Source organism: Brevibacillus sp. SAFN-007a (assembly GCF_051967035.1).
Taxonomy (GTDB): Bacteria; Bacillota; Bacilli; order Brevibacillales; family Brevibacillaceae; genus Brevibacillus.
The window spans coordinates 58,535-83,778 of the sequence record NZ_JBQCKK010000005.1 but is presented as its reverse complement, the minus strand read 5'-3'; the positions used below and the strand labels follow the sequence as shown (position 1 = coordinate 83,778).

Annotated in this window: 21 protein-coding genes; 19 read left to right on the top strand and 2 right to left on the bottom strand. The window is 57.0% G+C overall.

Annotated elements, in window-relative coordinates:
- Positions 1-48 precede the first annotated feature (48 nt).
- The 16 genes from ACTHO6_RS08315 (at position 49) to pyrE (ending at position 20,541) form a co-directional block, all read left to right on the top strand.
- The gene (locus ACTHO6_RS08315) at positions 49-2,424 is read left to right on the top strand and encodes a sugar phosphate nucleotidyltransferase (protein WP_440241077.1); all 2,376 of its coding nucleotides are present in this window, start codon (positions 49-51) and stop codon (positions 2,422-2,424) included.
- A gap of 49 nt (positions 2,425-2,473) precedes the next feature.
- Positions 2,474-4,435 (top strand): glycoside hydrolase family 15 protein, encoded by a 1,962-nt coding sequence (locus tag ACTHO6_RS08310; RefSeq protein WP_440241076.1) that lies wholly within the window; start codon positions 2,474-2,476, stop codon positions 4,433-4,435.
- Between the two features lie 17 nt (positions 4,436-4,452).
- Complete coding sequence (locus ACTHO6_RS08305) at positions 4,453-5,877, top strand: phosphoglucomutase/phosphomannomutase family protein (protein ID WP_440241075.1); 1,425 nt, start codon at positions 4,453-4,455, stop codon at positions 5,875-5,877.
- A 155-nt stretch (positions 5,878-6,032) separates the two neighbouring features.
- A complete protein-coding gene (locus ACTHO6_RS08300; protein ID WP_440241074.1) occupies positions 6,033-6,701 on the top strand; it encodes a serine/threonine protein kinase in 669 nt (222 codons plus the stop codon).
- Positions 6,702-6,748: 47 nt separating this feature from the next.
- The gene (lspA, locus tag ACTHO6_RS08295) at positions 6,749-7,201 is read left to right on the top strand and encodes a signal peptidase II (protein WP_440241073.1); all 453 of its coding nucleotides are present in this window, start codon (positions 6,749-6,751) and stop codon (positions 7,199-7,201) included.
- Between the two features lie 58 nt (positions 7,202-7,259).
- Entirely contained in the window at positions 7,260-8,189 is a 930-nt protein-coding gene (locus tag ACTHO6_RS08290; protein ID WP_440241072.1) for an RluA family pseudouridine synthase, read from the top strand.
- Positions 8,190-8,207: 18 nt separating this feature from the next.
- Positions 8,208-8,609 carry a VOC family protein gene (locus ACTHO6_RS08285; protein ID WP_440241071.1) on the top strand — a complete coding sequence of 134 codons (402 nt, stop codon included), beginning with the start codon at positions 8,208-8,210 and terminating at the stop codon, positions 8,607-8,609.
- A gap of 105 nt (positions 8,610-8,714) precedes the next feature.
- A complete protein-coding gene (locus ACTHO6_RS08280) occupies positions 8,715-10,058 on the top strand; it encodes a hypothetical protein (protein ID WP_440241070.1) in 1,344 nt (447 codons plus the stop codon).
- A gap of 214 nt (positions 10,059-10,272) precedes the next feature.
- Positions 10,273-10,809: a bifunctional pyr operon transcriptional regulator/uracil phosphoribosyltransferase PyrR gene (gene pyrR / locus ACTHO6_RS08275; protein ID WP_440241231.1), complete on the top strand. Its 537-nt coding sequence runs from the start codon at positions 10,273-10,275 to the stop codon at positions 10,807-10,809.
- A gap of 178 nt (positions 10,810-10,987) precedes the next feature.
- The gene (locus tag ACTHO6_RS08270; protein ID WP_440241069.1) at positions 10,988-12,322 is read left to right on the top strand and encodes a solute carrier family 23 protein; all 1,335 of its coding nucleotides are present in this window, start codon (positions 10,988-10,990) and stop codon (positions 12,320-12,322) included.
- A gap of 174 nt (positions 12,323-12,496) precedes the next feature.
- Positions 12,497-13,438 carry an aspartate carbamoyltransferase catalytic subunit gene (locus ACTHO6_RS08265; RefSeq protein ID WP_440241068.1) on the top strand — a complete coding sequence of 314 codons (942 nt, stop codon included), beginning with the start codon at positions 12,497-12,499 and terminating at the stop codon, positions 13,436-13,438.
- The gene (locus ACTHO6_RS08260) at positions 13,405-14,685 is read left to right on the top strand and encodes a dihydroorotase (RefSeq protein WP_440241067.1); all 1,281 of its coding nucleotides are present in this window, start codon (positions 13,405-13,407) and stop codon (positions 14,683-14,685) included. The genes ACTHO6_RS08265 and ACTHO6_RS08260 overlap by 34 nt, the downstream gene beginning before the upstream one ends.
- Positions 14,686-14,750: 65 nt before the next feature.
- Positions 14,751-15,848, top strand: a complete 1,098-nt coding sequence (locus ACTHO6_RS08255) for a carbamoyl phosphate synthase small subunit (protein WP_440241066.1) — start codon at positions 14,751-14,753, stop codon at positions 15,846-15,848.
- A complete protein-coding gene (carB, locus tag ACTHO6_RS08250) occupies positions 15,832-19,047 on the top strand; it encodes a carbamoyl-phosphate synthase large subunit (RefSeq protein WP_440241065.1) in 3,216 nt (1,071 codons plus the stop codon). Before ACTHO6_RS08255 ends, carB begins: the two co-directional genes overlap by 17 nt.
- Positions 19,048-19,097: 50 nt before the next feature.
- Complete coding sequence (gene pyrF, locus ACTHO6_RS08245; protein WP_440241064.1) at positions 19,098-19,889, top strand: orotidine-5'-phosphate decarboxylase; 792 nt, start codon at positions 19,098-19,100, stop codon at positions 19,887-19,889.
- A complete protein-coding gene (pyrE, locus tag ACTHO6_RS08240; RefSeq protein WP_440241063.1) occupies positions 19,867-20,541 on the top strand; it encodes an orotate phosphoribosyltransferase in 675 nt (224 codons plus the stop codon). The genes pyrF and pyrE overlap by 23 nt, the downstream gene beginning before the upstream one ends.
- Before the next feature lie 34 nt (positions 20,542-20,575).
- Here pyrE and ACTHO6_RS08235 read toward each other — a convergent pair whose 3' ends face one another.
- Positions 20,576-20,764 carry a hypothetical protein gene (locus ACTHO6_RS08235; RefSeq protein ID WP_440241062.1) on the bottom strand — a complete coding sequence of 63 codons (189 nt, stop codon included), beginning with the start codon at positions 20,762-20,764 and terminating at the stop codon, positions 20,576-20,578.
- 129 nt (positions 20,765-20,893) lie between these two features.
- Here ACTHO6_RS08235 and ACTHO6_RS08230 point away from each other — a divergent pair, with 129 nt between their 5' ends.
- The 3 genes from ACTHO6_RS08230 to kynB all read left to right on the top strand — a co-directional run bounded on the left by ACTHO6_RS08230 (position 20,894) and on the right by kynB (position 23,887).
- Positions 20,894-21,655: a peptidoglycan-binding domain-containing protein gene (locus tag ACTHO6_RS08230; RefSeq protein WP_440241061.1), complete on the top strand. Its 762-nt coding sequence runs from the start codon at positions 20,894-20,896 to the stop codon at positions 21,653-21,655.
- A gap of 290 nt (positions 21,656-21,945) precedes the next feature.
- Positions 21,946-23,133 carry an AAA family ATPase gene (locus ACTHO6_RS08225; RefSeq protein WP_440241060.1) on the top strand — a complete coding sequence of 396 codons (1,188 nt, stop codon included), beginning with the start codon at positions 21,946-21,948 and terminating at the stop codon, positions 23,131-23,133.
- 136 nt (positions 23,134-23,269) lie between these two features.
- Positions 23,270-23,887 (top strand): arylformamidase, encoded by a 618-nt coding sequence (gene kynB / locus ACTHO6_RS08220; protein ID WP_440241059.1) that lies wholly within the window; start codon positions 23,270-23,272, stop codon positions 23,885-23,887.
- Between the two features lie 79 nt (positions 23,888-23,966).
- On the opposite strand, the gene ACTHO6_RS08215 is transcribed toward kynB, so the two are convergent.
- Positions 23,967-25,169, bottom strand: a complete 1,203-nt coding sequence (locus ACTHO6_RS08215) for a saccharopine dehydrogenase family protein (RefSeq protein ID WP_440241058.1) — start codon at positions 25,167-25,169, stop codon at positions 23,967-23,969.
- Positions 25,170-25,244 lie beyond the last annotated feature (75 nt).

Genomic DNA, 25,244 nt, shown 5'->3' with positions numbered 1-25,244 from the left:
GCACAAACCCGCATGCTCGCAACGATGATGAAGGAGGAAGGAAAAAAGATGAAGGCAGTTATTATGGCTGGTGGTAAAGGTACACGTCTACGTCCGTTAACGTCCCATACTCCAAAACCAATGGTGCCCCTCTTGAACCGGCCGTGCATGGAGTACACGATCGATTTGCTGAAAAAGCACGGAATTACAGAGATTGCAGTCACGCTCCAGTACCTGCCTGATGTCATCCGCGATACGTTTGGCGATGGTTCGCGCTATGGTGTTTCCCTCGTGTACTTTGAAGAGACAACGCCACTCGGAACAGCGGGAAGCGTGAAAAACTGCGCCGATTTTCTCGACGAACGCTTTCTCGTCATCAGCGGCGATACGCTCACCGATATGGATTTGTCGGCGGCGATTCGCTTTCACGAACAAAACGACGCCTTGGCGACGCTGATTCTTACCCGTGTGGAGACGCCGCTGGAGTTTGGCGTCGTCATGACGGATGAGCGCGGTCGAATTACCCGTTTCCTGGAAAAGCCAAGCTGGGCGGAAGTGTTCAGCGATACGGTCAACACCGGGATGTACGTCTGCGAGCCGGAAGTGCTGTCGTATATCGAGGAAGATAAAGAAGTCGATTTCAGCAAAGACATTTTTCCGTACTTTTTACAACAGCAAAAACCGCTCTACGGCTACGAAGCGAGCGGGTACTGGTCGGATATCGGCTCTCTGGAGGTATATCGGCAGGCACAATTTGATCTGTTGGACGGTCGGGTCAATCTGGAGATTAAAGCCCAGGAAATCGCACCGCGCATTTTCCTGGAAAATCACGTCCGTGTCGATTCTTCCGTGCGCCTGGAAGGGCCGGTTTATATCAGCAAAAACGTACACTTGCAGGCGGGAGTGGCAGTCGGTCCGTATACGGTGCTGGGAGACAACACCGTCGTCTCCTCGGGAAGCAAGCTTGCACGAGCGATTTTCTGGGAGAACAATCTGATCGGGAAAAAGACAGAAATCACCGGAACCACGCTCTGCCGCAATGTCCGCATTGCCGATTGCGTGCAAACGGGAGACGGCGCGGTCATCGGCGACAATTGCCTGATCGGCGCGAAGTCGGTCGTGAAGGCGGGCGTCAAGATTTGGCCGGACAAGGAAGTGGGGGAAAGTGCGATGGTGACGACTTCTCTCATCTACGGCGCGAAGCAAACGAAAAATTTGTTCGGCCATAGCGGCATCAAGGGCTTGGGCAATGTAGACATTACGCCGGAGTTCGTGACCCGACTCGCTGCTGCGTACGCCTATCTGCAAAAGCCTGGCAGCAAAATTGCGCTCTCTGCGTGCTCGCACCCGTTTGCCCAGTTGCTCAAGCACAGCATCATGACGAGCTTGTGCTCCTCGGGAATTGATACGGTGGATCTCGGCGTCGGCAATTCTCCACTCATCCGGTACGGCGTCCGCTCGCTTGCGTGCGTCGGCGGCATCCACGTGTTCATGAATGAAAACGGAGATGAAAAAGAGGTGGTTCTCCAGTTCATCGACCAGGCAGGGCTGCCGATCTCCCGCGATATGGAGCGAAAAATCGAAAATGCCTACTGGCAGGAGACGTACGTGCGCAATCTGCACCATTTGGGCGAGTTGCACGTCGAACACCAGGTCCAGGAGGCGTACTTGCTGGCTTTGGCCGAACACCTGGATGTGCCCGCGATCCAGCGCCAGCGTTTTCACCTTCTGATCGACAGCGAGACGCGGTTTTTCCCGACTTTTCTCGCTCCGCTGTTTCACGATCTGGGCGTGACCGTCACGTATGGATCGATTCAGGAAGGCATCAGCAAAAAGAAAGCCGACCTCGGCATTCGCCTGGATAAAAACGGAGAAGCGTTCGCCTTGTTCACAGAGGAAGGCGCGAAGCTTTCGACGGAGCAACTGCTCGCCTTGCAGCTTTTGGCATGCAGCGGCCGCCACAAAAAAATCGGGTTGCCTGTCAGCGCGCCAGCCGAGTTGGAACACCTCGCCCAGCTTTTGCAAATCGAGGTGGTGCGGACGAAGGTAGCGCCGCGCGCGATGATGGAGGTAGCGGCTGACGAGCGTTTCCACCCGATGTTCGATGCGGTGTACAGCCTGATGAGCATTCTGTCCTACTTGGCGCAGGAGGAAAAGCCGCTCAGCGTGCTGTTGGAGCTTCTGCCTGCGTGCCACATGGAGCGCAAAACGGTCTTTTGCCCATGGGGAGCGAAAGGCAAAGTGATGCGCAAGGTGCTGGAGGAAAACAAAGGCAAGCTGCTTGAACTCGTGGACGGAATCAAGGTGTACGATACGAACGGCTGGGTGCTGATTTTGCCTGACTCGGAAGATTCGCACGTCAAAGTCATTTCGCAGGGAGCGACGGCAGAAACAGCGGCAACGCTTGCTTCCTCCTACGCCAGACGGATTGCGGAGTATCAATGAGAGAGAAGCGAATCGACAGCCTGAGTACGGGAAGGAAGGATGTGAAGGCATGCCGAGACCGCTCGTCGTCGGGAACGGAAAACTTTTGATTAATTTTGACGACAGGCTGCACATGCGCGATCTTTACTATCCGTATGTAGGCCAACTCAATCATGTCGGCGGACATTTCAGCAAGCTGGGCATCTGGGTCCAGGGGCGGTTCTCCTGGCTGGATGAAGACGGCTGGACGCGGAAGCTTGGCTATGATCGGGAGTCGCTGGTGACAGATGTGTTTGCCCATCACGAGCAGCTGGCCGTTTCCTTGCAGATAGCAGATGGCGTGCACCAGCGCGATCCGATTTATTTGAAAAAAGTGAGCGTCCGCAATCATGCCCATGAGGCCCGCGAGATCAGGCTGTTTTTCAATCACGACTTCAGCCTGAACGAGACGGAGGTCGGGGACACCGCCGTGTTCGACCCGATTCTACGCACCGTTTATCACTACAAACGCAATGTGTACATGATGGCCAACGGCAAAACGCCGGAGGGCGGGATCGACCAGTTCAGCGTCGGCATCAAGCGGTTCAATCATGCGGAGGGAACGTGGCGCGATGCGGAGGATGGCTCGCTCGCCGGCAATCCGATCGCGCAAGGCTCCGTGGACAGCACGATTTCCTTTCGTCTGGTTTTGCAGCCGCACGAGGAAAAAACGATGTACTACTGGTTGTGCGTCGGAGATTCGTACGACGCCGTGAAAACGTTGAACCAGTACGTGCTGGACAACGACCCGGATCGGCTGCTGGGCCGGGTGGCCGTGTATTGGCGGCGCTGGGTGAACAAGGAAGAGCGGGATTTTGCCGACCTTCCCCCGGAGGTTGTCCACCTGTACAAGACCAGCTTGCTTCTGGTGCGGACGCAGATCGATCAGAACGGCGCGATTCTGGCGGCGAACGACTCCGACATTCTCCAGTTTAACCGCGATCACTACAGCTACATGTGGCCGCGGGACGGGGCGCTGATCGCAAGCGCCATGGCCAAGGCCGGATACACGGGAACGGTCGCTCCGTTTTTTACCTTTTGCGCGAAAGCCTTGAACCAAGACGGCTATTTGCAGCATAAGTACAACCCGGATGGTTCTGTCGGCTCCAGCTGGCATCCGTACGTCGTGGACGGCGAAGTCCAGCTTCCGATTCAGGAGGATGAGACGGCCCTGGTTCTGTACGCCCTCTGGGAGCAGTACAAGAGCGGCAAGCAGATTGAAGACTGCCAGGCACTGTATCCGACGCTGGTTCGTCCGGCTGCCCGCTTTTTGCTGGAATACGTTCACCCCACCCTGGAGCTGCCGAAGCCGAGCTATGATTTGTGGGAGGAGCGGCGCGGCATCTTCACGTTCACGAGCGCCACGGTGTACGCAGGCTTGATGGCAGCGGCGCGGTTCGCGCAGCTGTTCGGCGACGATCGCCGTCACAAGCGCTACGAGGACGGGGCGAAAAGCATTCGCGCTGCCATGGAGAAGCATTTGTACGATCCGGGAATCGGCCGGTTTTTGCGCGGCATTTACTTGCGCCCGGATGGGAGCGTGGAAAAGGACTTTACGGTAGAGAGCAGCTTGTACGCGCTGTTTGCCCTGGATGTTTTCCCGGTGGACGATCCGCGTGTGCAGCGCACGATGGAGGCTGTGAAAAAAAGCTTGCGGGTCGACACGGAAGTAGGCGGCTTTGCCCGCTACCAGGGCGACTACTATTTCAAAAAATCACACGATATTGCCAGAGTGCCGGGAAACCCGTGGATCATTTGCACGCTATGGGTGGCGGATTGGGAGATTGCCAAGGCAAAATCGCTCGAAGAATTGCAAGAGCCAAAAGACAGGCTCGTCTGGGTCGTGCGTCACGCGCTGCAAAGCGGCGTGCTGTCCGAGCAGCTTGACCCGTATTCGGGCGCTCCCGTATCCGTTGCGCCGTTGACCTGGTCGCATGCGACGTTCGTAGCCACAGTGCTGCGTTATGTAGAAAAAGTAAAAGAATTGCGCTAACGAGGGGAGAGAGGGAAATGACCGCCATTCGTTTTGGTACGGACGGTTGGCGCGACATCGTGGCGGACGGCTTTACAATGGAAAATGTCCGCATTGTCGCGCAAGCGATCGCCAGCTATACAAAAGAAACCGGCCAACAGGAGCAACCGATTTTGGTCGGGCATGACACGCGTTTTCTCGGCCGACGATTCGCCGAAGAGATTGTCAGCGTGCTTGCGGCCAACCAAATCCGCTCGTATCTGGTCAACGAGGCGGCTCCGACGCCTGCCGTCGCCTTCGGAGTCAAGCACTTTGCCGCAAGCGGAGCGATCATGGTCACCGCCAGCCACAATCCGCCTGAGTACAACGGGATCAAATACATCCCCGAGTACGCAGGCCCGGCGACCCCCGAAATTACCGCCAGACTGGAAGCGTGGATCAATCAGATCGCTTCCGCCAAAGAAGTGCCGACGGTTTCTTTGGCTGCCGCTGCCCGCGACAGGCTGCTGCAAGTGATCGTGCTGCGGCCCCATTACGAGGCGCATCTGCGGCGCATGGTCAACCTGGACATGTTGCGTGAGTCGTCGCTGTCTGTCGTGGTGGATGCGATGCACGGCGCAGGCATGGGATATGTCAGCTCGCTTTTGGCAGAAGCCGGAGTGAAGACGGTCGGCATCCGGGAGACGCCTGACGCGGCTTTCGGCGGGGATTTGCCCGAGCCTAATGACCGACACCTTGGCCTGCTGAAAAAAGAAGTGCTGGAGCGCAAGGCGACGCTCGGGCTTGCCAATGACGGCGACGCCGATCGGTTCGGAGTCGTGGATCGGTTCGGACAGTACATACCGCCAAATGATGTGCTCGTCCTGTTGACCCATCATCTGGTGAAAAATCGCAAGCTGACCGGACGCATCGTGCGTACGGTAGCGACCACGCATTTGCTCGACCGCATGGCAGAGCATTACGACCTGGAGCTGGTAGAGACGCCGGTCGGCTTCAAATACATCGGAGAACAAATGCGCAAGGGGGACGTCCTGATCGGGGGCGAGGAGAGCGGCGGAGCGAGTATTCTCGGCCATATTCCGGAAAAGGACGGAGTGCTCATCAATCTGTTGCTCGCGGAACTGGTCGCCTATGAAAACAAGGAGCTGGACCAGATCCTGCGCGAGGTGTACGATCAATTCGGCGAGCTGTTCCATACGCGCCTTGATATGCGTCTGGCGGAAAAAGACCAGTGGATTTCGCAGATGGTGACTACGCCGCCGCAGCGGATCGGCCCGTATGCAGTGAAAGCGATCAACCGGATGGACGGGATCAAGCTGCTTTTGGAAGAAGGGCACTGGGTGCTCATTCGTCCTTCGGGCACGGAGCCGCTGGTGCGCATCTACTGCGAGGCGACGAATGCGACTGCGCTTTCCAAGCTGCAAGAAGCGATTCGGGACTGGTTTTCGGAAATCAATGTATGAGGCAATAGCAAGGGAGAACGGGCACATAGCTGCCGCGTTCTTCTTTTTGCGTTTTCGGCCGCTTGGGAGTTTTTTTGCCTACGGGGTTTTTAAAAAAAATTCATTTTGCTAGAATCAACATAAAGAAGCCGGTATGGAATGAAAGATGGGGACCTATGCGCATTGACCGAGAAGTGCTGCAAGCTTTTTTGAAAGAAGTGAAGGTAGAAAGCCAGTCGCCCGGCGACCCCGTCGTCGTCTTGCACACGCCCTATCCGTGGGAGCTGGTCGGTACCGGCAATTACGCTGCCGTCTTTGCCCATCCCGATTATCCGCGTGTAGTCGTCAAGCTGTACGCTCCTGGCAGACCAGGCTGGGAGCAGGAAATCGAGGTGTACAAGAAGCTGGGGGAGACGCGGTCGTTTCCGGTGATGTACGACTATGGCGAAGGCTATCTGGTCATCCAGCGAATCAACGGGATATCCCTGTTTGACTGCGTTCGCTTCGGTATCCCCATACCGCCCCGGGTGATCGAGGATGTGGAGCGGGCGCTGAAGGAAGCGCGCGAAAAAGGACTGTTCCCGCACGACGTCCACGGCAAAAACGTGCTGATGGACCAGGGAAGAGGGTACCTCATCGACGTCTCGGACTACGGCAAGAATGTGCCGGACAGCAAATGGCGCGATTTGCGCAAGGCGTACTACAAGATCTACCTTCCTTTTTTGAAGGACCGGGGCTGGAAAATTCCGTTGTGGGTGCTCAATGGGGTGCGCAAAGGGTATCGGCTGTACAAAAAAGCAAGGCGCTTGTTCCTGCGAGCGCACTCTGGTAAAATGAGCATTTGACATTGTGTTTGCATGGCTGGCCGAAGCAGATGAAGGAGGACGTTCCCTTGTTGTATTTTCTTATTGCCGCTGTGATTATTGGACTGGATCAGTGGACCAAGTACCTTGTCGTGAAGCATATGGAGCGGGGAGAATCCATCCCGTTGATCGCGGATGTGTTTCATCTCACCTCCCACCGCAACATGGGGGCCGCGTTTGGCATTTTGCAAAATCAGCGCTGGCTCTTTCTTGTCATTACGGTGGCTGTCGTCATCGGTATTGTGGTTTCGTTGATCCGTCTGGGGAAAAACCAGCCGCGCGCTTCGGTGGCATTGTCCCTCGTGTTGGGCGGAGCCATCGGGAATTTTATCGACCGGGCATCGACCGGACAAGTCGTGGACTTTCTGGATTTCACCCTGATTAACTTCCCGATTTTCAACGTCGCGGACATGGCGATTACGATTGGCGTCGGCATTTTGCTGTTGGATGTCTTCCTGGAAGGCAGGAAAAGCGGACGGTAATGCCTGCTTCGGGTGAGACGAAACGGGGTACGGACAGTAACTTTGTGAGGAGACAAACATGAACGACACGCAATTATTCGAACGTTATGATTGGAACGTGGAGCCTGAGGACGCAAACGAGCGGATCGACAAGTTCATCACGCTGCAAAACGAAGACTGGTCGCGCTCGCAGGTACAGGCGTGGATCAAGGAAGGCCGCGTCACGGTAAACGGAGAGCCGATCAAGAGCAACTACAAGCTGCAGGCGGAAGACGAGGTTACCTTGCGCGTGCCGCCGCCAAAAGAACTGGCGATCAAGCCGGAGCCGATGCCGCTTGAGATCGTCTACGAGGACAGCGATATCGTCGTCGTCAACAAGCCGCGCGGACTGGTGGTTCATCCGGCTCCGGGGCATTACAGCGGGACGCTCGTCAACGGACTTTTGGCGCACTGCAAAGATTTGTCCGGCATTAACGGCGTCCTTCGTCCGGGAATCGTGCATCGCATCGACAAGGACACGTCGGGGCTGCTCATGGTAGCGAAAAACGATAAGGCGCATGTCGGCCTGGCTGAACAGTTGAAGGAACACTCGGTGACGCGTACATACGTCGCGATCGTCCACGGGGTCATTCCGCACGAGATGGGTACGATTGACGCGCCGATCGGACGCGATCCGAAAAATCGCCAGCAGATGGCGGTTGTCTTTGAGAACAGCAAGCCAGCCGTGACGCATTTTATCGTGCTGGAGCGCTTCAAGGAATTTACGCTGGTGGAACTCAAACTGGAAACGGGCCGAACGCACCAGATTCGCGTTCATATGAAATACATCGGCTATCCGCTGGCAGGCGATCCGAAATACGGGCCGAAAAACACGCTGGAGATTGACGGACAGGCCCTGCATGCGAAGACGCTCGGCTTCACGCATCCGCGCACGCAGGAGCGGCTGGAGTTCGAGGCGCCCATGCCGAAGGATTTGGCCGATCTCGTAAACTTTCTCAGACAAGCGTAAAGGACAGGAGGAAGGCACGTGCTGAAAAGGCTGGCGCATGTGACGCTGTACGTTCGCGACTGCGAGGAGGCTTTGCAGTTTTACACGGAAAAGCTCGGCTTTGAAAAACGGATGGATACGCGCATGGACGACGGCTCGCGCTGGCTGACGGTCGGCCTTCCCGGCCAGGAGCTGGAAATCGTGCTGCATGATCCTACCCACTGGCACCGGGAGGAGATCGCACGGGAGATGCTTGCTGTGGTCGGCAAAAACCCGATGTGGGTATGGCAGACGGACGATTTTTGGCAGACGTACGAAGCGCTGCGCCAGCGCGGCGTGAAGTTTGTCAGCGAGCCAGTCGAGGTCGTCTACGGCATGGAAGCGATGTTTGAGGATTTGTACGGCAATCGCTTTTTGCTGCTTGCGCCTGCGAGCTTGTGAGCGGACATAAAAGCATAAAGGTTTGGGGATTCGAAAACGCTAGAAGAGGGCAGCCGCTTTTTTCTGGCGTTTTTTTCAATCGAGTTTGGCGAGGAGGAAATACGCATGAACGGAATATGGCGCAAAGCGGTCGCTGTGGCGGCGATGCTCGGCATGCTGACGCTTGCGGGCGGGCAGTCCATGGCAGCGGAACAGGGACAGCTTCCGGTCAGAAGCAACAAGGAAGTGACCGTTCCGGCACAGATCGCGTTTACCAGCAACCAGCAGTTGTTTTTGCTGAACCTCCAGAACAAAAACGAAGCGCCAAAGCGGATTACGAAAGACGGACTGGCGGAGATCGTCGGCTGGTCGCCGGATGGCCAATGGCTTTTGTTCGTGAAGTACCAAGGAGCCGACCGCTATTCCGTCCCCGGCTTCTTGTGGCTGGTTCGCGCGGATGGCAGCGGAGCGGTTCAGCTCGACGACAGGCCCGTCACGGGAAGGCCGAAATGGTCGCCGACAAGAAACCAGGTGGCTTATACCGTCCAGGCGGGCAGCAGCGAGCAGCCAAAAACGTTGCTCGTGTTAAAAGAAGTCCGCGCCAACGGAGAAGTGGTCGCAGGAGCCGTGACGCCTGCCGCTTTCTTCGACTTCACCTGGATGCCGGACGGAGAAGCGATTCTGGCTTCCACGGAAGCGGGGAAAAACCGTCCGATGACGTTCGTCCTGCAAAATCTGGCCGGACAGCCATTGGCTACGTATCCGCTCGCAGAACCGCCCCGTGTCGAAGACGGCATCTACGCCCTGGCGGCCACAGGGATGAACGTCTCGCCCGACGGCCAGCTCGTCGCCTACTATGTACGCGATAACGCGGCTTCCCTGTCTGCGGACGGCGTGCCGATTCAGTTGTTCAACCTGAAGCAGCCAATGAAAAAGCCGATCGTGCTGGGAAGCGGGCTGCCGTACCCGGAGTGGCTCTCCTGGACGGCGAACAGCCAGCAGCTTGCCTTCATCGACGGTACGGATCGGGTGGCGACACACAACAAACATCTGAAGCTGGCGAATCGGGAGGGAAAAGTCGTCTCGGCGAGCCCGGCTGACAGCGTGGACACGTATCCGGTCTGGACGGCAAAGCCGCCGTACACGCTGTTTTTCGCCAGAGGAAAAGCGACAGACTATGCGTTTGATCCGAAAAAGGTGATGGTTCCCGGCCAGCGCATCTGGACGAGGGATGCGAACGGTGCGGAACAGCCATGGACAAAAGGCGCGGAGCAAACGGCCGATTATTACCCGTCCCCGTCACCGGATGGCAGCAAGCTTTTGTTTCTGCGACTCGATCGGGCCGAGCGCGGTTCGCTCTTCTATCAGGCAGACGGCAAAGAAAGCGAGCTGGTCAAAGGCATCACAGGCGATATCGGCTACTACGCCAACTACTTGCCGGAATGGATCGCTGTTTATTGGAATCGTTAAATTTCTTTCCATTGCGTTGACACCGGGCTTGTTTCATGACATAATCGTTTTTGACGAATGGAACCTTTAAATCCAGTCCCGTGAGGCTGGCAAGGGCACGGAAATGACAAGCAGGCATAGCGCGAGCTGGCCTGTTTGTCCCCTGGCTTCTTGTCTCCTGACAAGGAGCCTTTTTTCGTACAGCCACTGTTCCCGTCGAGGAGGGATCGAGATGATGAACAAAAGTGTCATAATGGATGAGGCGGCCATCCGCCGCGCGCTGACTCGCATTGCCCACGAGATTATCGAGCGAAACAAGGGTGTCGAGGATTGTATCATCGTCGGCATCAAGACCAGGGGAATTTACCTCGCGCAGCGTCTGGTCGAGAGAATCGAGATGATCGAGAACGTCAAAGTACCGGTCGGAGAGCTGGACATTACGTTTTACCGCGATGATCTCCAGCACAAATCGGAGGATGCGGTGCTGCAAGGCTCGAAGCTTCCGGAGCAAATCACAGGAAAAACCGTCATTCTGGTGGATGACGTCCTCTATACCGGACGGACGGTACGCGCCGCTTTGGACGCGTTGATCGACAGCGGCCGCCCGCGGATGATTCAACTGGCGGTGCTGGTGGATCGCGGCCATCGCGAGCTGCCGATTCGCCCGGATTTCGTCGGAAAAAATGTACCGACGGCACGCACGGAAATCGTCGACGTGCAGCTGTCGGAAGTAGACGTGATGGATATCGTGTCCATCCGTCAGTTGATCTAATGGAATACATCCTCTTTAATAGCGATCCCGTGAGGTCGAGAAGAGGCAGGAACCTTCCCATGCGCCTATGGGGAAGCTGGCCTCTTTGTGTCCGCACAAAGAGGCTTTTTGTTTGCCGGCAGCGGGAAAGCACAAAGCAAGAGGGAAGAACAACGAACCACAGGGGGAAGAAAAGCGCATGAGTCAAAAAAACTATGTAGACGTCGATGAAACACCAGCGATTTCCAAATTGCTGCCACTGTCCATTCAGCACTTGTTCGCGATGTTCGGGTCAACCGTACTGGTGCCGATCCTGACCGGACTGGATGCTGCCACCGCCCTTTTGACAAGCGGGATCGGAACGCTCTTGTTCCTGTGGATCACCAAAGGAAAAATTCCGAACTACCTCGGCTCGTCCTTCGCCTTTATCGGACCGATTATCGCGGTGACGGCGTCGCACGGAACAGGGACCGCCTTGCTTGGCTGCTTCCTCTCGGGGATCGTGTACATCATCGTCGCAGGCATTGTGCAAAAGGCAGGGGTCAAATGGCTGGACAAAGTGCTGCCACCGGTCGTCATCGCCTCCGTCATCGTCGTCATCGGGCTTAGCCTGGCTGGCGTAGCGGTAGATATGGCAACGAAAGTGACCGTAGACGGACAGTCGCAAATGTCGCTGACCTCGATTGAGATTTCGCTGGTGACCTTGCTGGTAACCATCCTGGCGGCGGTGCTGCTACGCGGTTTTCTTGGACTGATTCCCATTCTGATCGGCATGATCGCCGGTTATGTGTACGCGCTGGTGCGTCACCCTGAACTGATTGATTTTCAAAAGGTTTTGGAAGCCAAATGGTTTGCCGCTCCGCCATTCAAGGCAGGCGAAGTCCTCCATGTCATCGGTGACGGTTCGGCCTGGATCGCAGCGCTCGTCATCGCGCCAGTCGCGTTCGTCACCCTGGCCGAGCACCTGGGACACCTCCTGGTCACAAGCAAGGTCATGGATCGCGATCTGATGAAAAATCCGGGTCTGCACCGCAGCCTGCTCGGGGACGGGATCGCCACCTCGCTGGCGGCTTTCCTCGGCGGACCGCCTGCCACCACCTACGGCGAAAACATCGGGGTTCTGGCGATCACCCGTGTCTACAGCCGAATGGTGATCGGCCTGGCTGCGGTATTCGCCATCCTGTTCGCCTTCATCGGCAAGATCAGCGCTCTCTTGATGACGATTCCGACTCCAGTGCTCGGCGGCGTGTCCATCGTCCTGTTCGGGATTATCGCGGCACAGGGCCTGCGGATGTACGTAGAAAACAAAGTGGATTTTGCCAACAAGCGCAACATGATTATCGCGGCTGCCATCCTGGTAACGGGAATTGGCGGATACAAAATCAGCTTCGCGGGTGTCGGGCTGCCAAGCGACCTGACGATTGACAACATCGCGTTCTCCACCTTCCTGGGCATTTTCCTGCACCTGATCCTGCCGGGCAAAGAGTCCGCGATGGGGGAAGCGTCCCGCGAAGAGAAAAAACAAATTGCCTGATACGTTTCTATCCTTTAAATCCAGTCCCGAGAGGCTGGCAAGGCATAGGACGCTGTTTTCGCTGCCCTAAAAATGGCGTCGGATCGGCTTCTTGTCTCGCTTACCTCCCGATAGGTAGCAGGAGTCAAGAAGCCTTTTCTTTTGCGAGAAACCAGATGAACCGGAGGGATTTCGATGAACAACCTAGCGCACCTGATTGGCTTGAAAGACTTGTCCAAGCAGCAGATCGTCCAGCTCCTGGACCGCGCCTATTACTGGGCCGAGAGACCGGGCGAGCAGGCAGACATTCTGCACGGCCGCTTCGTGGCGAATCTGTTCTTTGAAGCCAGCACCAGAACCCGCTTCTCGTTCGAGGTGGCCCAAAAAAGACTCGGCGCCCATGTGTTGAACTTCATTCCGGAAACCTCCTCAACCGTAAAAGGCGAAACTGTGTACGATACGATCCGCACGCTGGAAGCGATGGGCGTGGAAGCAGCGGTGATCCGCACGAAAAAAGAAGGACTGCTGCAAGAGCTCGCCCAAAGCGTCGACCTGAAGCTGGTCAACGCAGGGGACGGCACCAACGAACACCCGACCCAATGCCTGCTTGACCTGCTGACCATGAAGCAGCAGTTTGGGATGCTGGAGGGCTTGACGGTAGCGATCATCGGCGATTTGCGCCACAGCCGCGTACTCGGATCGCACCTGCACGCCATGCCGAAGCTCGGGATGAATCTGCTGCTCGCAGGCCCGCCTTCCATGATGCCAACACCAATCCCGGCAGGCGTCCAGGTCGTCGGTATGGAGGAAGCGGTTCAGACAGCGGACGTCGTCATGATGCTCCGCGTGCAGCTGGAGCGCCATACCGAATCGCTCTACGTCTCCAAGGAAGAGTATCACAAGGCGTACGGCCTCACGCTTGCGCGGGCCAAAATGATGAAGCCAGGCGCGGTCATCATGCATCCGGCCCCGGTCAATCGCGGAGTCGAAATTCACACCGATCTCGTTGAATGCGAAACATCCTTGATCCAAAAACAAGTAACCAACGGAGTCGCAGCGAGAATGGCTGTGCTGGAAACTCTGCTGAAAGGGAGCGAAACAAAATGGGAATCATCCTTGGCAACGGCAACGTACTAAATCAGGCGGGGGAACTCACTCCCGTAGAAATAGGGATAGAAGACGGACGAATCGCGGCGATGGGCGAAACCCTCCCCCGCGACGGCCATGAATGGATAGATTGCAGAGGCGGGATGATCTGCGCGGGACTGATCGACGTCCACGTCCATCTGCGCGAGCCGGGCTTCGCGCATAAAGAAACGATCGCGACCGGAGCCAAAGCGGCCGTGCGCGGCGGCTTTACCACGATTGCCTGCATGCCGAACACGCGCCCGTCCATCGACAGCGTCGACACGGTGACGTACATCTTGGACAAAGCGCGCGAAGCGGGACTGGCCCGCGTGATTCCGTATGGCGCAATCACGGTGCGCCAGCTGGGCAAAGAGCTGACGGACTTCGCCGCCTTGAAAGAAGCGGGAATTTTTGCCCTGACCGATGACGGCGTCGGCGTGCAGTCGAGCGCGATGATGAAAAAAGCGATGAAAAAAGCAGCCGAGCTGGGGCTGTCCATCGTGGCTCACTGCGAAGACGATGATCTGCTGCTCCCGGGAGCCGCCCTGCACGACGGCGTGGTCGCAGCGCGCCACGGACTGCCTGGCATTCCGTCCGAGTCGGAGTCCATCCACGTCGGACGCGACATTTTGCTCGCGGAGCAGACAGGGGTGCACTACCACGTGTGCCACATCAGCGCCAAAGAGTCCGTGCGCCTGGTGCGCGACGGAAAACGCGCGGGCGTCAACGTGACGTGCGAAGTGACGCCGCACCACCTGCTTTTGTGCGACCAGGACATCCCGGACAGCCTCGACACCAACTGGAAAATGAATCCGCCGCTTCGCTCCCGCGAGGACCGCGCGGCGCTGATCGCCGGGCTCAAAGACGGCACGATCGACATGATCGCCACCGATCACGCGCCACACACCCGGGAAGAAAAAGCGAACGGCATAGCGCGCGCGCCATTTGGCATCGTCGGACTGGAGACAGCTTTTCCGCTGCTCTACACGCACCTCGTACAAACAGGCGAGCTGACTTTGCAAAGACTGGTTGAACTACTGACGGTGCAGCCAGCGAAAGCTTTCGGGCTGCCGTACGGACGCCTGGAAGTCGGGGCGGTTGCAGACGTGACGGTCATCGACCTTGCGACGGAAAAAACGATTGATCCGACCACCTTTGCGAGCAAAGGGACCAATACACCGTTTGCCGGATGGGCGTGCAAAGGCTGGCCGATCCTGACGCTCGTAGACGGCAAGATCGTACATCAAGAGGCGTAGAGAGACGGAAAGCCGGTGCCCACGGGCGCAAGCGGCTTTTTCACGAAAACGAAGGAGGAGCATAGATGCGTGCAAGATTGATTTTGGAAGACGGAACGGAATTGATCGGAACGGCGTTCGGAGCGACGAAGGAATCCTGCGGGGAAGTGGTATTCAACACAGGACTGACAGGCTATCAGGAGGTTTTGTCTGACCCGTCCTACTGCGGACAGATCGTGACCATGACGTACCCGCTGATCGGTAACTACGGGATCAACCGCGACGACTTCGAAGCCGTTCGTCCCTACATTCACGGCTTCGTCGTCCGCGAGCATTGCGATAGTCCGAGCAACTGGCGGAATACGAACACGCTGGATGAGCTGCTCCACACATACGACATCCCGGGGATTGCAGGCGTTGACACGCGGATGCTGACGCGAAAAATCCGCTACCACGGCACGATGAAGGGCATGATTACGACGAGCGAAGCCCCGCTGGCCGAACTGCTCGCCGCTTTGAACAACACTACCCTGATGACCGATCAAGTATCGCGCGTCTCTACCAAAAATGTCTTCAACTGCCCAGGTACAGGCCATCGCGTCGTGCTGGTAGACTTCGGCGCCAAGCACGGCATCTTGCGCGAGCTGACCAAGCGCAACTGTGATGTGGTGGTCGTACCGCACAGCGTGACGGCAGAGGAAATTCGCCGCCTCCAGCCAGACGGCATCCTGTTGTCCAACGGCCCCGGCGACCCGAAGAACGTGCCGCACGCCATCGAAATGATTCGCGGCATCCTCGGGGAATATCCGCTGTTCGGCATCTGCCTCGGCCATCAGCTGTTCGCGCTGGCCTCTGGCGCGGAAACGACGAAAATGAAATTTGGCCACCGCGGCGGCAACCATCCGGTCAAAGAGCTTGCAACCGGGCGCACATACATTACATCCCAGAACCACAGCTATACGGTAAAAGAAGATTCCCTGGCAGGAACCGAGCTGGAAATGACCCATATCGCCCTCAATGACGGGACAGTTGAAGGGCTGCGCAACAGAGCGAAGAACGCCTTCTCCGTCCAGTACCACCCGGAAGCGGCTCCAGGCCCGTACGACTCCGGCTACCTGTTCGACCAGTTTCTCGCGATGCTGGAAACCGCTAAGGAGGAAAAAACGTATGCCAAAACACGCTAATCTGAAAAAAATCCTCGTGATCGGGTCTGGTCCTATCGTCATCGGGCAGGCTGCCGAGTTTGACTACGCAGGCACACAGGCTTGCGAAGCGCTGAAAGAAGAGGGGATGGAGGTCGTCCTGATTAACTCCAACCCGGCGACGATCATGACCGACACCAACATGGCGGACAAAGTGTACATCGAACCGATCACGCCTGAGTTCGTAGCGCGCGTCATCCGCCAGGAAAAGCCGGACGGACTTTTGCCTACGCTCGGCGGCCAAACGGGCTTGAACATGGCTGTCGCACTCGCTGAAGCGGGCATTTTGGAGCAGGAAAACGTGAAGCTGCTCGGCACGAAGCTGGACTCGATCAAGCAAGCGGAAGACCGCGAGCTGTTCCGCGCGCTGATGAACGAGCTGGGCGAGCCTGTGCCGGAATCGGTCATCGTCAGCACCGTAGAGGAAGCCGTCGATTTTGCCAACGAGATCGGCTACCCGATCATCGTGCGGCCAGCCTACACCTTGGGCGGAACGGGCGGCGGCATTTGTGAAGACGAAGAAAGCCTCCGCGAAATTGTCGCGAGCGGCCTGAAATACTCGCCGATTACGCAATGCCTGATCGAGAGAAGCATTGCCGGCATGAAGGAAATCGAGTACGAAGTCATGCGCGATGCCAACGACAACTGCATCGTCGTCTGCAATATGGAAAACATCGACCCGGTCGGCGTGCACACGGGGGACTCCATCGTCGTCGCGCCGAGCCAGACGCTTGCTGATCGCGAGTATCAAATGTTGCGCTCCTCTGCCTTGAACATCATCCGCGCCCTCGGCATCGAAGGCGGCTGCAACGTGCAGTACGCGCTCGACCCGCACAGCTTCCAATACTACGTCATCGAGGTGAACCCGCGCGTAAGCCGTTCCTCTGCGCTCGCTTCCAAGGCGACCGGCTATCCGATTGCGAAAATGGCGGCGAAAATCGCCATCGGCTACACGCTCGACGAACTGAAAAATCCGGTAACGGGACAAACGTATGCCTGCTTCGAGCCGACACTCGACTACATCGTGAGCAAAATTCCGCGCTGGCCGTTTGACAAGTTCCAGTCCGCCAACCGCAAGCTCGGTACGCAAATGAAGGCGACAGGCGAAGTCATGGCGATCGGACGCACGTTTGAAGAATCGATCATGAAGGCGATCCGTTCCCTGGAAATCGGCACGTACCACATCGAGATCAAAGGAGCAGAGGAACTCAGCGAAGAGGAACTGAAGACCCGTCTGGTGCATGCGGACGACGAGCGACTGTTCCTCGTGGCAGAAGCGCTGCGCCGCGGCTGGACCATCGAGCAGCTGCACAGCCTGACGAAGATCGACCTGTTCTTTCTGCATAAGTTCCAAAAAATGGTTTCCTTTGAACGAGAGCTGGCAAACGGCTTGACGGCGGAGAAGCTGTTCGAAGCAAAACGGATGGGCTTCACAGACCGCAAAATCGCCGAACTGTGCGGCGAAACGGAAGAAGCAGTCCGCGCGCTGCGCAAGGAAAAGGGCTACGTCCCTGTGTACAAAATGGTCGATACGTGCGCAGCCGAATTCGAGGCGCAAACGCCGTACTACTACTCCAGCTACGAGGTCGAGGACGAGCGCATTGAGACGGGCAAAAAGCGCGTGGTCGTGCTCGGCTCCGGCCCGATTCGCATCGGCCAAGGGATCGAATTTGACTATGCGACGGTGCATGCGGTCTGGGCTTTGCGCGAAGCAGGCTACGAAGCCGTCATTATCAACAACAACCCGGAAACGGTATCGACAGACTTCAACACCTCCGACCGTCTGTACTTCGAGCCGCTGTACATCGAAGACGTGATGAACATTCTCGATGTGGAAAAACCGGAAGGCGTCATCGTCCAGTTCGGCGGCCAAACGGCCATCAACCTGGCTGACAAGCTGGCGGAGCGCGGCGTCAACATTCTCGGAACGAGCCTGGAAAACATCGACGCAGCGGAAAACCGCGAGAAGTTCGAAGCGCTCCTGCGCAGCCTCGACATCGCACAGCCGCCAGGCAAGACGGTAACCTCCGTGGAGCAAGCAGTGGTGGCAGCGGAAGCGCTCGGCTTCCCGGTACTCGTGCGCCCATCCTACGTGCTCGGCGGACGGGCAATGGAGATCGTCTACAACCAGTCGGAGCTTTTGGAGTACATGGAAAAAGCAGTGAAGGTCAACCCGGATCATCCGGTACTGGTCGACCGCTACCTGGTCGGGGTCGAGGCCGAAGTCGATGCGATCTGCGACGGGGAAAACGTCCTGATCCCGGGCATCATGGAGCACATCGAACGCGCAGGGGTGCATTCCGGCGACTCCATCGCGGTCTATCCGCCGCAATCGCTGTCCCAGGCGATCAAAGACGAGCTGATCGAGATGACGACGAAGCTGGCGCGGGCGCTGCAAATCAAAGGGCTGCTCAACATCCAGTTTGTCATCTACAAAGATCGTCCGTATGTGATCGAGGTCAACCCGCGCTCGTCCCGTACCGTGCCATTCCTGTCCAAAGTGACAGGGATCCCGATGGCGAACATCGCGACCAAAGCGATTCTCGGCTACTCCATCGTCGACCAGGGCTTCACGCCTGGCTACCATCCGGAAGAGTCTGTCGTATCGGTAAAAGTGCCGGTGTTCTCGTTCGCGAAGCTGCGCCGCGTGGATATTACGCTCGGACCGGAAATGAAGTCCACCGGGGAAGTAATGGGACGCGAAAGCACGCTGGCCAAAGCGCTGTACAAAGGCTTGGTCGCAGCAGGCATGAACATCCCGACGCAAGGCACCTTGCTCGTAACGGTCGCCGACAAAGACAAGGAAGAGGCGCTCGCCATCGTAAAACGCTTCCGCCACCTCGGCTTCAAGCTGATGGCGACAGCGGGCACGGCGGATTATCTGGAACAGGCTGGTCTGCCTGTGACGCGTGTCAACAAACTGTCCGAGGGCACGCCGAATCTGCTCGATGTGATCCATACCGGAGAGGCCAACATCGTGCTCAACACGCTGACCAAAGGCAAATTACCACAGCGCGACGGCTTCCGCATTCGCCGCGAAGCAGTGGAGAACGGAGCGGTTTGCCTGACGTCGCTGGATACGGCTGCGGCCCTGCTGCACGTACTGGAAACGATCACCTTCTCGACAGAAGCGATGCCCGCCCAACGAGCAGGTGCCAAAGTCGCAGCGGTGACTGTATAAGCTAAACGGACCCAAGCCAGGGCGGCAGAGAAGAAAAAGGGGAGAGCAGTGTGCAACAACAACTGACAGATGTGCGGGAGCGTATGATTGTTGCGCTCGACTTTTCCAGCATGGATGACGTGAAACAATGCCTGGATCGATTGCAAGGGCACATCCGCTACGTAAAAGTGGGGATGGAGCTGGCCTATGCAGAGGGACCTGCCATTGTAGCGTTTGTAAAAGAAAAAGGGTTGAAAGTCTTCGTCGACTTGAAAGTCCACGATATTCCGAACACAGCCAAAGGCGCGATGAAAAGCCTGGCCCGTCTCGGAGCCGACATGGTCAACGTCCATGCGGCTGGCGGGGTGGCGATGATGGCAGCGGCGCGGGAAGGGCTGGAGCAGGGGACAGCGGCTGGCGCTGCTCGTCCTCTCCTGATCGGGGTGACGATGCTGACCTCTACAGGCTTGCAGACGATGAACCAGGAGCTGGCGATTCCAGGCGCAGTGGAAGATGTCGTGCTACACTACGCGATGATGACCAAGCGGGCTGGGCTGGACGGGGTGGTCGCCTCGCCGCTGGAAGTGCCGATGATAAAAAAGGCGGCAGGGGATTCCTTTGTCACCGTGACGCCCGGCATTCGCCCTCGTGGGACCGACCAGGGCGACCAGACGCGGATTACGACGCCGGAACAGGCTTTCCGTCTGGGCAGCGACTATCTCGTGATCGGTCGCGCGATCACCGGGGCAAGTGATCCGGCAGGCGTCTGGCAAAGCATCGTGGCCGCGATCGAGGCAGACCGTTCGCAACAAGCATTCACGCGGGAAGGGATGGAGAGAAATGACGACGAACACAACGGCTAAACAGATGGCAGCGCACCTTTTGGCAATCGGAGCGGTTCACCTGCGCCCGGAACAGCCCTTTACCTGGACTTCCGGGATCCAATCCCCGATTTATTGCGACAACCGCATTACCATGTCCTACCCGCATGTGCGCCGGGCGATTGCGGCAGCGTTTGCCGCGCTTATCAAGGAGCGCTATCCGGACGCGCAGGTGGTGGCGGGTACTGCTACGGCGGGCATTCCGCACGCGGCCTGGGTCGCTGAGTTGCTCGACCTGCCGATGATTTACGTGCGCGACAAGGCCAAAGGCCACGGCAGACAAAACCAGATCGAGGGTGCGCTGTCTGCGGGGCAAAAAGTAGTGGTCATTGAAGACTTGATTTCCACAGGCGGCAGTTCCCTGAAAGCAGCGCAAGCGGTTCAGGCAGAGGGCGGGGAGGTGCTGGGAGTCGTGGCGATTTTCAGCTACCAGTTCCCCGATGCGGAAGCGTTGTTTGCGGAAGCTGGCATTCCTTGCACGACGCTTTCCCACTACACGGCACTGCTGGAGGTAGCGAGAGAGCAAGGCGTGATTACGGCCGAGCAGGAAAGCTTGTTGGGAGCATGGCGCCAGTCGCCACGGACGTTTTTTGAATCATCTGCGGCAAAATCTGGCGCAGGGAAAGACAGCTGAAACCGCTGCTTCTCGCTTTTTTTTCAGAAACGATCTACGGATTGTTCGTAACGGCTGGAGCGACTCCGCCCGGCCCCAGGCGGCAGCAAAACCGGCTGCTGTCATCGGGGCGAAAAGTCCAGCCTGCCGTCTGAAAGGGAAGCGCTCCGCGATACAGCGGACGTTCCGGCTCTCTTTGTCCTTCCTGCGAGCGGGAATTTTGCTGACAAACAAGTACCTTCATTCCTTTCCATTTTTTTCATCATAAAAAATGATAAATCAATGGCGTTCCTCGCAGCCACGCATGTAATTGAAAACAAAAACAGGGAATAGTAAGGGGGGTTAAAAAAAGCAGAAGGAAGGTGCATATGTCATGAAGCAATGGTTGGGGAGCGCGGTCTCCCGGAATGCAGCAGGGAAAATCAGAAAGGGATTCGGTTCTTGCGTTTTGGCGCTGGCGCTGCTCTTCTTCATCCCGAGCACGGGGCAGGCAATCGGAAAAGGAGCCCAAGGGCCAGACGTCTATGTCATTCAAGGGATGTTGAAATCATTAGGTAGCTATTCGGGTCAAATGAATGGATACTACGATGACGTTACGGTGAGTGGCGTCAAATATTTCCAGAAAAAGCATGGGTTGCCCGCAACAGGTTCTGTGGATAAGCGCACCTTGCAGCGCATGGTCCACGCCTATGACCGTGTAGTGTCTAACCCGCATCGCGGAAGCGGCGGAGCAGGCCAGGGCGGCGGCAAAGGCATCGGTGGCGGAGCAGGCCAAGGCGGCGGAGCAGGCCAAGGCGGCGGAGCAGGCCAAGGTGAAGGTGGCGGCAAAGGTATCGGTGGCGAAGCCGGAGAAGGCGGCAAAGGAAACGGCTACGGCGGTGGCACCGGAGAAGGCGGCAAAGGAAACGGCTACGGCGGTGGCACCGGAGAAGGCGGCAAAGGAAATGGCTACGGCGGCGGAGCCGGAGAAGGCGGCAAAGGAAACGGCAATGGCGGCGGAGCCGGAGAAGGCGGCAAAGGAAACGGCAACGGTAGCGGAGCCGGGGATGGCGGCAATGGCAACGGCTCCGGTCAGGGAACTGGTAAAGACGATGGCCAAAATGCCGGGGACAAGGAAGAAAACGGGAAAGACTAAGCCGCGCTTTCAGCCAAAAAAGCTTCGTTTCTCTTGAAGAGACGAAGCTTTTTTCTCTCCCAACAAGCAAGCTTTCCCATGCCTCAGAAAGGGAGCGAAGAGACAACGGCCGGTTCGGTAGACTTTCTGCTGATTTCCTACTTTCCATATTTTTCTTGCAGGTTGTTTGTCTTATAATAAGGACGAATCAGACATCCCTGCTCCTTTTTCTTGAAGGGAAGGGAAGTCATCCCAACACACAGCCTGCACATACATACATGCGAAGAAAATGACGGCAGAGGATGAAGCACATGGCGAAAATAGAGATCATCAAAAGCATGCTGAGCGACGATGAGGAAAATGCCCATGCATGGTTTCTGTTGGGACTGGAGCATGCGGAACTGGGGGATCGCGCGGAAGCATTGCAAGCTTTTACGAAAGCTCTTGCATATGGAAACGAGAAGATAAAAGAAAAAATTGTAGCGGAACTGAACAAACTGCAGCAAGAGACCGCGTTTTTTCCCGTGAGAAAAGGAAGCGAATGGTGGGACATCTCTCCGTATAGCTCGATGCCTGCTGCGCGGATTCACGTAATTGAGGGAGGCAAGGGGAAAACAGCCGAAACCCGGGCGAAACGATTCGCTGCCACGAACCGTTCCCACTCGGTGAGCGGCTTGCAGCCGATACAAGCGGCGATTCACGACGCGTTTTTCGCTCCCAGACGGCAACCGGAGGGGCAGGCTGATCGTGTCCGGCCAAGGGGAGTGCTGCTTTACGGGCCGCCAGGATGCGGAAAGTCGTTGCTTGCGAAAGCGACGGCAGAAGAATACGGCGCTCATTTCTGGCCATGGCCTGTGGCGGCCAGAGGAGACGCTTTTGAAAGGATGGGGGCTTCTGTCTCCCCCGCCTTATGGCATGCTGCTTCCAAAGAATCGAAGCTTCTCGTTTTTTTGGACGAACTGGACGGGACGGTTTGCCAGCGAGGCCCCTTCTCAATCGCAAGTAGCCTCCTGTCTGCGGGAAAGGGACTTCCCCAGCCAAGCGGGCGGGAAAAAGCCAGGGACAGGCTGCTCGTGCTGGGGGCGACAAACGCGCCATGGGAAATCAGCCCTGTGTGGATGGAGGAGAGCGGCTTCGAGCATCTGCTGTTTGTCGGCCCGCCCGATCGGACTGCACGCGAGGATATTTTCCGCCGGAAGCTGAAAGGACGTCCCGCGGAGCCGATTGATTGCGCCCAACTGGCGGGATGGACCGAGTTTTATTCCGGCGCGGATATTGAGTACGTGGTCGAGCTGGCGACCGAGCAGGTTTTGCATGACATGTGGATCAAAGGAATCGAAAGGCCCATCCAGATGAGCGATTTGCGCGAATCGATAGCGGCTACCCGGCCGACGACAATCGAATGGCTTCGGACAATCAAGGAGTATTTGCCGGAGATCAACACGGATGGCCGCTATGCGGACGTGGAACAATATGTGGCCAGGCATCGGCGAATTTAGAGACGGGCCGCATTCACAGGAAGCGAGTGAAGCGGCTCTCTATTTTTGTGGAATAGAAAGAATATTGACGCAACGACTGTCTTTCTATAATCTGAGGGTAATCGAGCTTATCCAACAAATCGTGGGAGGAATCGACATGAAGCTGTACGACATATCCCGTCCGCTAACGGCAGCTACGCCGACCTGGCCAGGCGATACCGCCTATCAATATACCGTAAACTGGCTGAAGTCGGAGAGCGGCTCTGTCAATGTTGGAAAGCTCGTGATGAGCATCCATACAGGAACCCATGTAGATGCTCCTTTCCATTTTGATGATGACGGCAAAAAGACGCTTGCCTTGCCGCTCGATCTGTATGTGGGGACAGCGAGAGTAGTCGATGTGTCGGGACGCGCGAGCATTGGCGCTGCCGATTTGGCGGAAGTCGATTTGACAGGCGTGACGCGTTTGCTGCTGAAAACATTGTCGTGGTCTGACCCTGACCAGTTTCCCGCAGAGATATGCTACCTCCGTCCTGATTTGCCGCCGTATCTGGCCGAGAGAGGCATCAGGCTGCTCGGGGTGGATGTACCTTCTGTCGACCCGCTGGACAGCAAGGAACTGCTTGCCCACCACGGCTTGCACCAGCATGACATCTACATTTTGGAAGGACTTGTGCTGGACGCGATCGAGCCTGGCGATTACGAGCTGATTGCGCTGCCGCTCGCCTTGGCCGATGCCGATGGAAGTCCTGTCCGCGCCGTGCTTCGACGCTAACAGAAAGACTGCGGAAAAACCGTCCATACCGGGGAAGCGGCATGCACGGTTTTTCTGTGGTTTTATCTCAACTTACGCGCTACGTGATTTGCAAAAGAGGGGAAGTTTTCTCGATGACATCCCAATTCATGCCGCGCGCCTTCAGCCGTTCGAGAAACGGAATCGGGTCGATCAGCTCGGGCGGGATGCAGCCTGTCATGGTAAGCAGCCCCTCTGCCATCATGTCAACGGCAACGACAGGCGGAATGCCGGTTTGCCAGATCGTTGCCTGGAACTCGGTTTTTTGGAAAACCTCGTCATGATTGGCGATCGTGTAGACGTAAACTTCTTTTCGCTTGTTATCCTTTCTGCCTTTGACGAGCGCGCCGACACTCGAATAGCCGTGAATTTTTCCGGCGAGATCAACGGGCTTCGGCATGGTCGTCACCACGACGTCGCGCGGGGCGACGCGTACGCCTTTCACTTCAATTTCCTCGTCGCTGTCCAGCCCCAGATAGCGCAATACTTTCAACGTATTGACAAACTCCGGGTGCAGGGCGTACTTGAAGTCGACGTATTGGCAGCCTTTTGCCCGCCCAATCGTTTCCCCGAGCGTCGTTGCTTCTTCATGCTCCACATTGTAGCAGTCCAGCCAGCCGATCGGCTCGGGGAATTCAAATTCCTCCTTGTTGGCAAAAGGGGTAGGGTAATACTGCTCGCCTTTGGAAGCGGTCCAGTAGTTGGGCTTCGCGAGGCACTCCTGAATGGCCGTCTGCGGGCTGAAATAAGAGCAGAAACCGTCGTAATCGACGACGGAATTATCGCCGTCCCGAATCAGGATGGCGTCCACTTCATCGAGCGCATCGACGGCGTAACGCGCAGCGATGTTGGAAAACCCGGGGTCACAGCCAAGGCCCATAATCCCCAAAATTCCCGCTTCCCGAAAGCGGTCGTTCCAGGACAGCTGCTTTTGCAGCCATTGCGGACCGCAGGAAGCGGTGTCGATATAATGCGTTCTTGTATGCAGACAAGCCTCCATGACAGCGAGGTTGTTTTCCGGCAAACCGATATGAAGCAAAAGGTCGATGTCGCCTAAAATGGATCGCACGCTGGACACGTCGCGAGCATCCACGCGTTTTACCTGAATATCCACATCCGTCTCCCGGCGCAGCTCCAGAGCCAGCTCTGCCGCAGGGCCGATGGATATATCGGCCAGGACCAGTTTGGTCACAAAACGGGATTTGATAAGCTCACACGCGCTTACTTGTCCGACTCCGCCTACTCCTAAGATCGCGACTCGCATAGAGTCCCCCTCCCTGGTGACAATTCTGCTATCTTCGCATTCGAAACAGCCATTTTTGCCCGGATAACGAAACAG

Excerpts from the sequence above, each read along its gene's own strand:
- ACTHO6_RS08315 (WP_440241077.1), top strand. The coding sequence starts at position 49 with ATGAAGGCAGTTATTATGGCTGGTGGTAAAGGTACACGTCTACGTCCG.
- ACTHO6_RS08310 (WP_440241076.1), top strand. The coding sequence starts at position 2,474 with ATGCCGAGACCGCTCGTCGTCGGGAACGGAAAACTTTTGATTAATTTT.
- ACTHO6_RS08305 (WP_440241075.1), top strand. The coding sequence starts at position 4,453 with ATGACCGCCATTCGTTTTGGTACGGACGGTTGGCGCGACATCGTGGCG.
- ACTHO6_RS08300 (WP_440241074.1), top strand. The coding sequence starts at position 6,033 with ATGCGCATTGACCGAGAAGTGCTGCAAGCTTTTTTGAAAGAAGTGAAG.
- ACTHO6_RS08290 (WP_440241072.1), top strand. The coding sequence starts at position 7,260 with ATGAACGACACGCAATTATTCGAACGTTATGATTGGAACGTGGAGCCT.
- ACTHO6_RS08280 (WP_440241070.1), top strand. The coding sequence starts at position 8,715 with ATGAACGGAATATGGCGCAAAGCGGTCGCTGTGGCGGCGATGCTCGGC.
- pyrR (WP_440241231.1), top strand. The coding sequence starts at position 10,273 with ATGAACAAAAGTGTCATAATGGATGAGGCGGCCATCCGCCGCGCGCTG.
- ACTHO6_RS08270 (WP_440241069.1), top strand. The coding sequence starts at position 10,988 with ATGAGTCAAAAAAACTATGTAGACGTCGATGAAACACCAGCGATTTCC.
- ACTHO6_RS08265 (WP_440241068.1), top strand. The coding sequence starts at position 12,497 with ATGAACAACCTAGCGCACCTGATTGGCTTGAAAGACTTGTCCAAGCAG.
- ACTHO6_RS08260 (WP_440241067.1), top strand. The coding sequence starts at position 13,405 with ATGGGAATCATCCTTGGCAACGGCAACGTACTAAATCAGGCGGGGGAA.
- ACTHO6_RS08255 (WP_440241066.1), top strand. The coding sequence starts at position 14,751 with ATGCGTGCAAGATTGATTTTGGAAGACGGAACGGAATTGATCGGAACG.
- carB (WP_440241065.1), top strand. The coding sequence starts at position 15,832 with ATGCCAAAACACGCTAATCTGAAAAAAATCCTCGTGATCGGGTCTGGT.
- pyrE (WP_440241063.1), top strand. The coding sequence starts at position 19,867 with ATGACGACGAACACAACGGCTAAACAGATGGCAGCGCACCTTTTGGCA.
- ACTHO6_RS08235 (WP_440241062.1), bottom strand. The coding sequence starts at position 20,764 with ATGAAGGTACTTGTTTGTCAGCAAAATTCCCGCTCGCAGGAAGGACAA.
- ACTHO6_RS08230 (WP_440241061.1), top strand. The coding sequence starts at position 20,894 with ATGAAGCAATGGTTGGGGAGCGCGGTCTCCCGGAATGCAGCAGGGAAA.
- ACTHO6_RS08225 (WP_440241060.1), top strand. The coding sequence starts at position 21,946 with ATGGCGAAAATAGAGATCATCAAAAGCATGCTGAGCGACGATGAGGAA.
- kynB (WP_440241059.1), top strand. The coding sequence starts at position 23,270 with ATGAAGCTGTACGACATATCCCGTCCGCTAACGGCAGCTACGCCGACC.
- ACTHO6_RS08215 (WP_440241058.1), bottom strand. The coding sequence starts at position 25,169 with ATGCGAGTCGCGATCTTAGGAGTAGGCGGAGTCGGACAAGTAAGCGCG.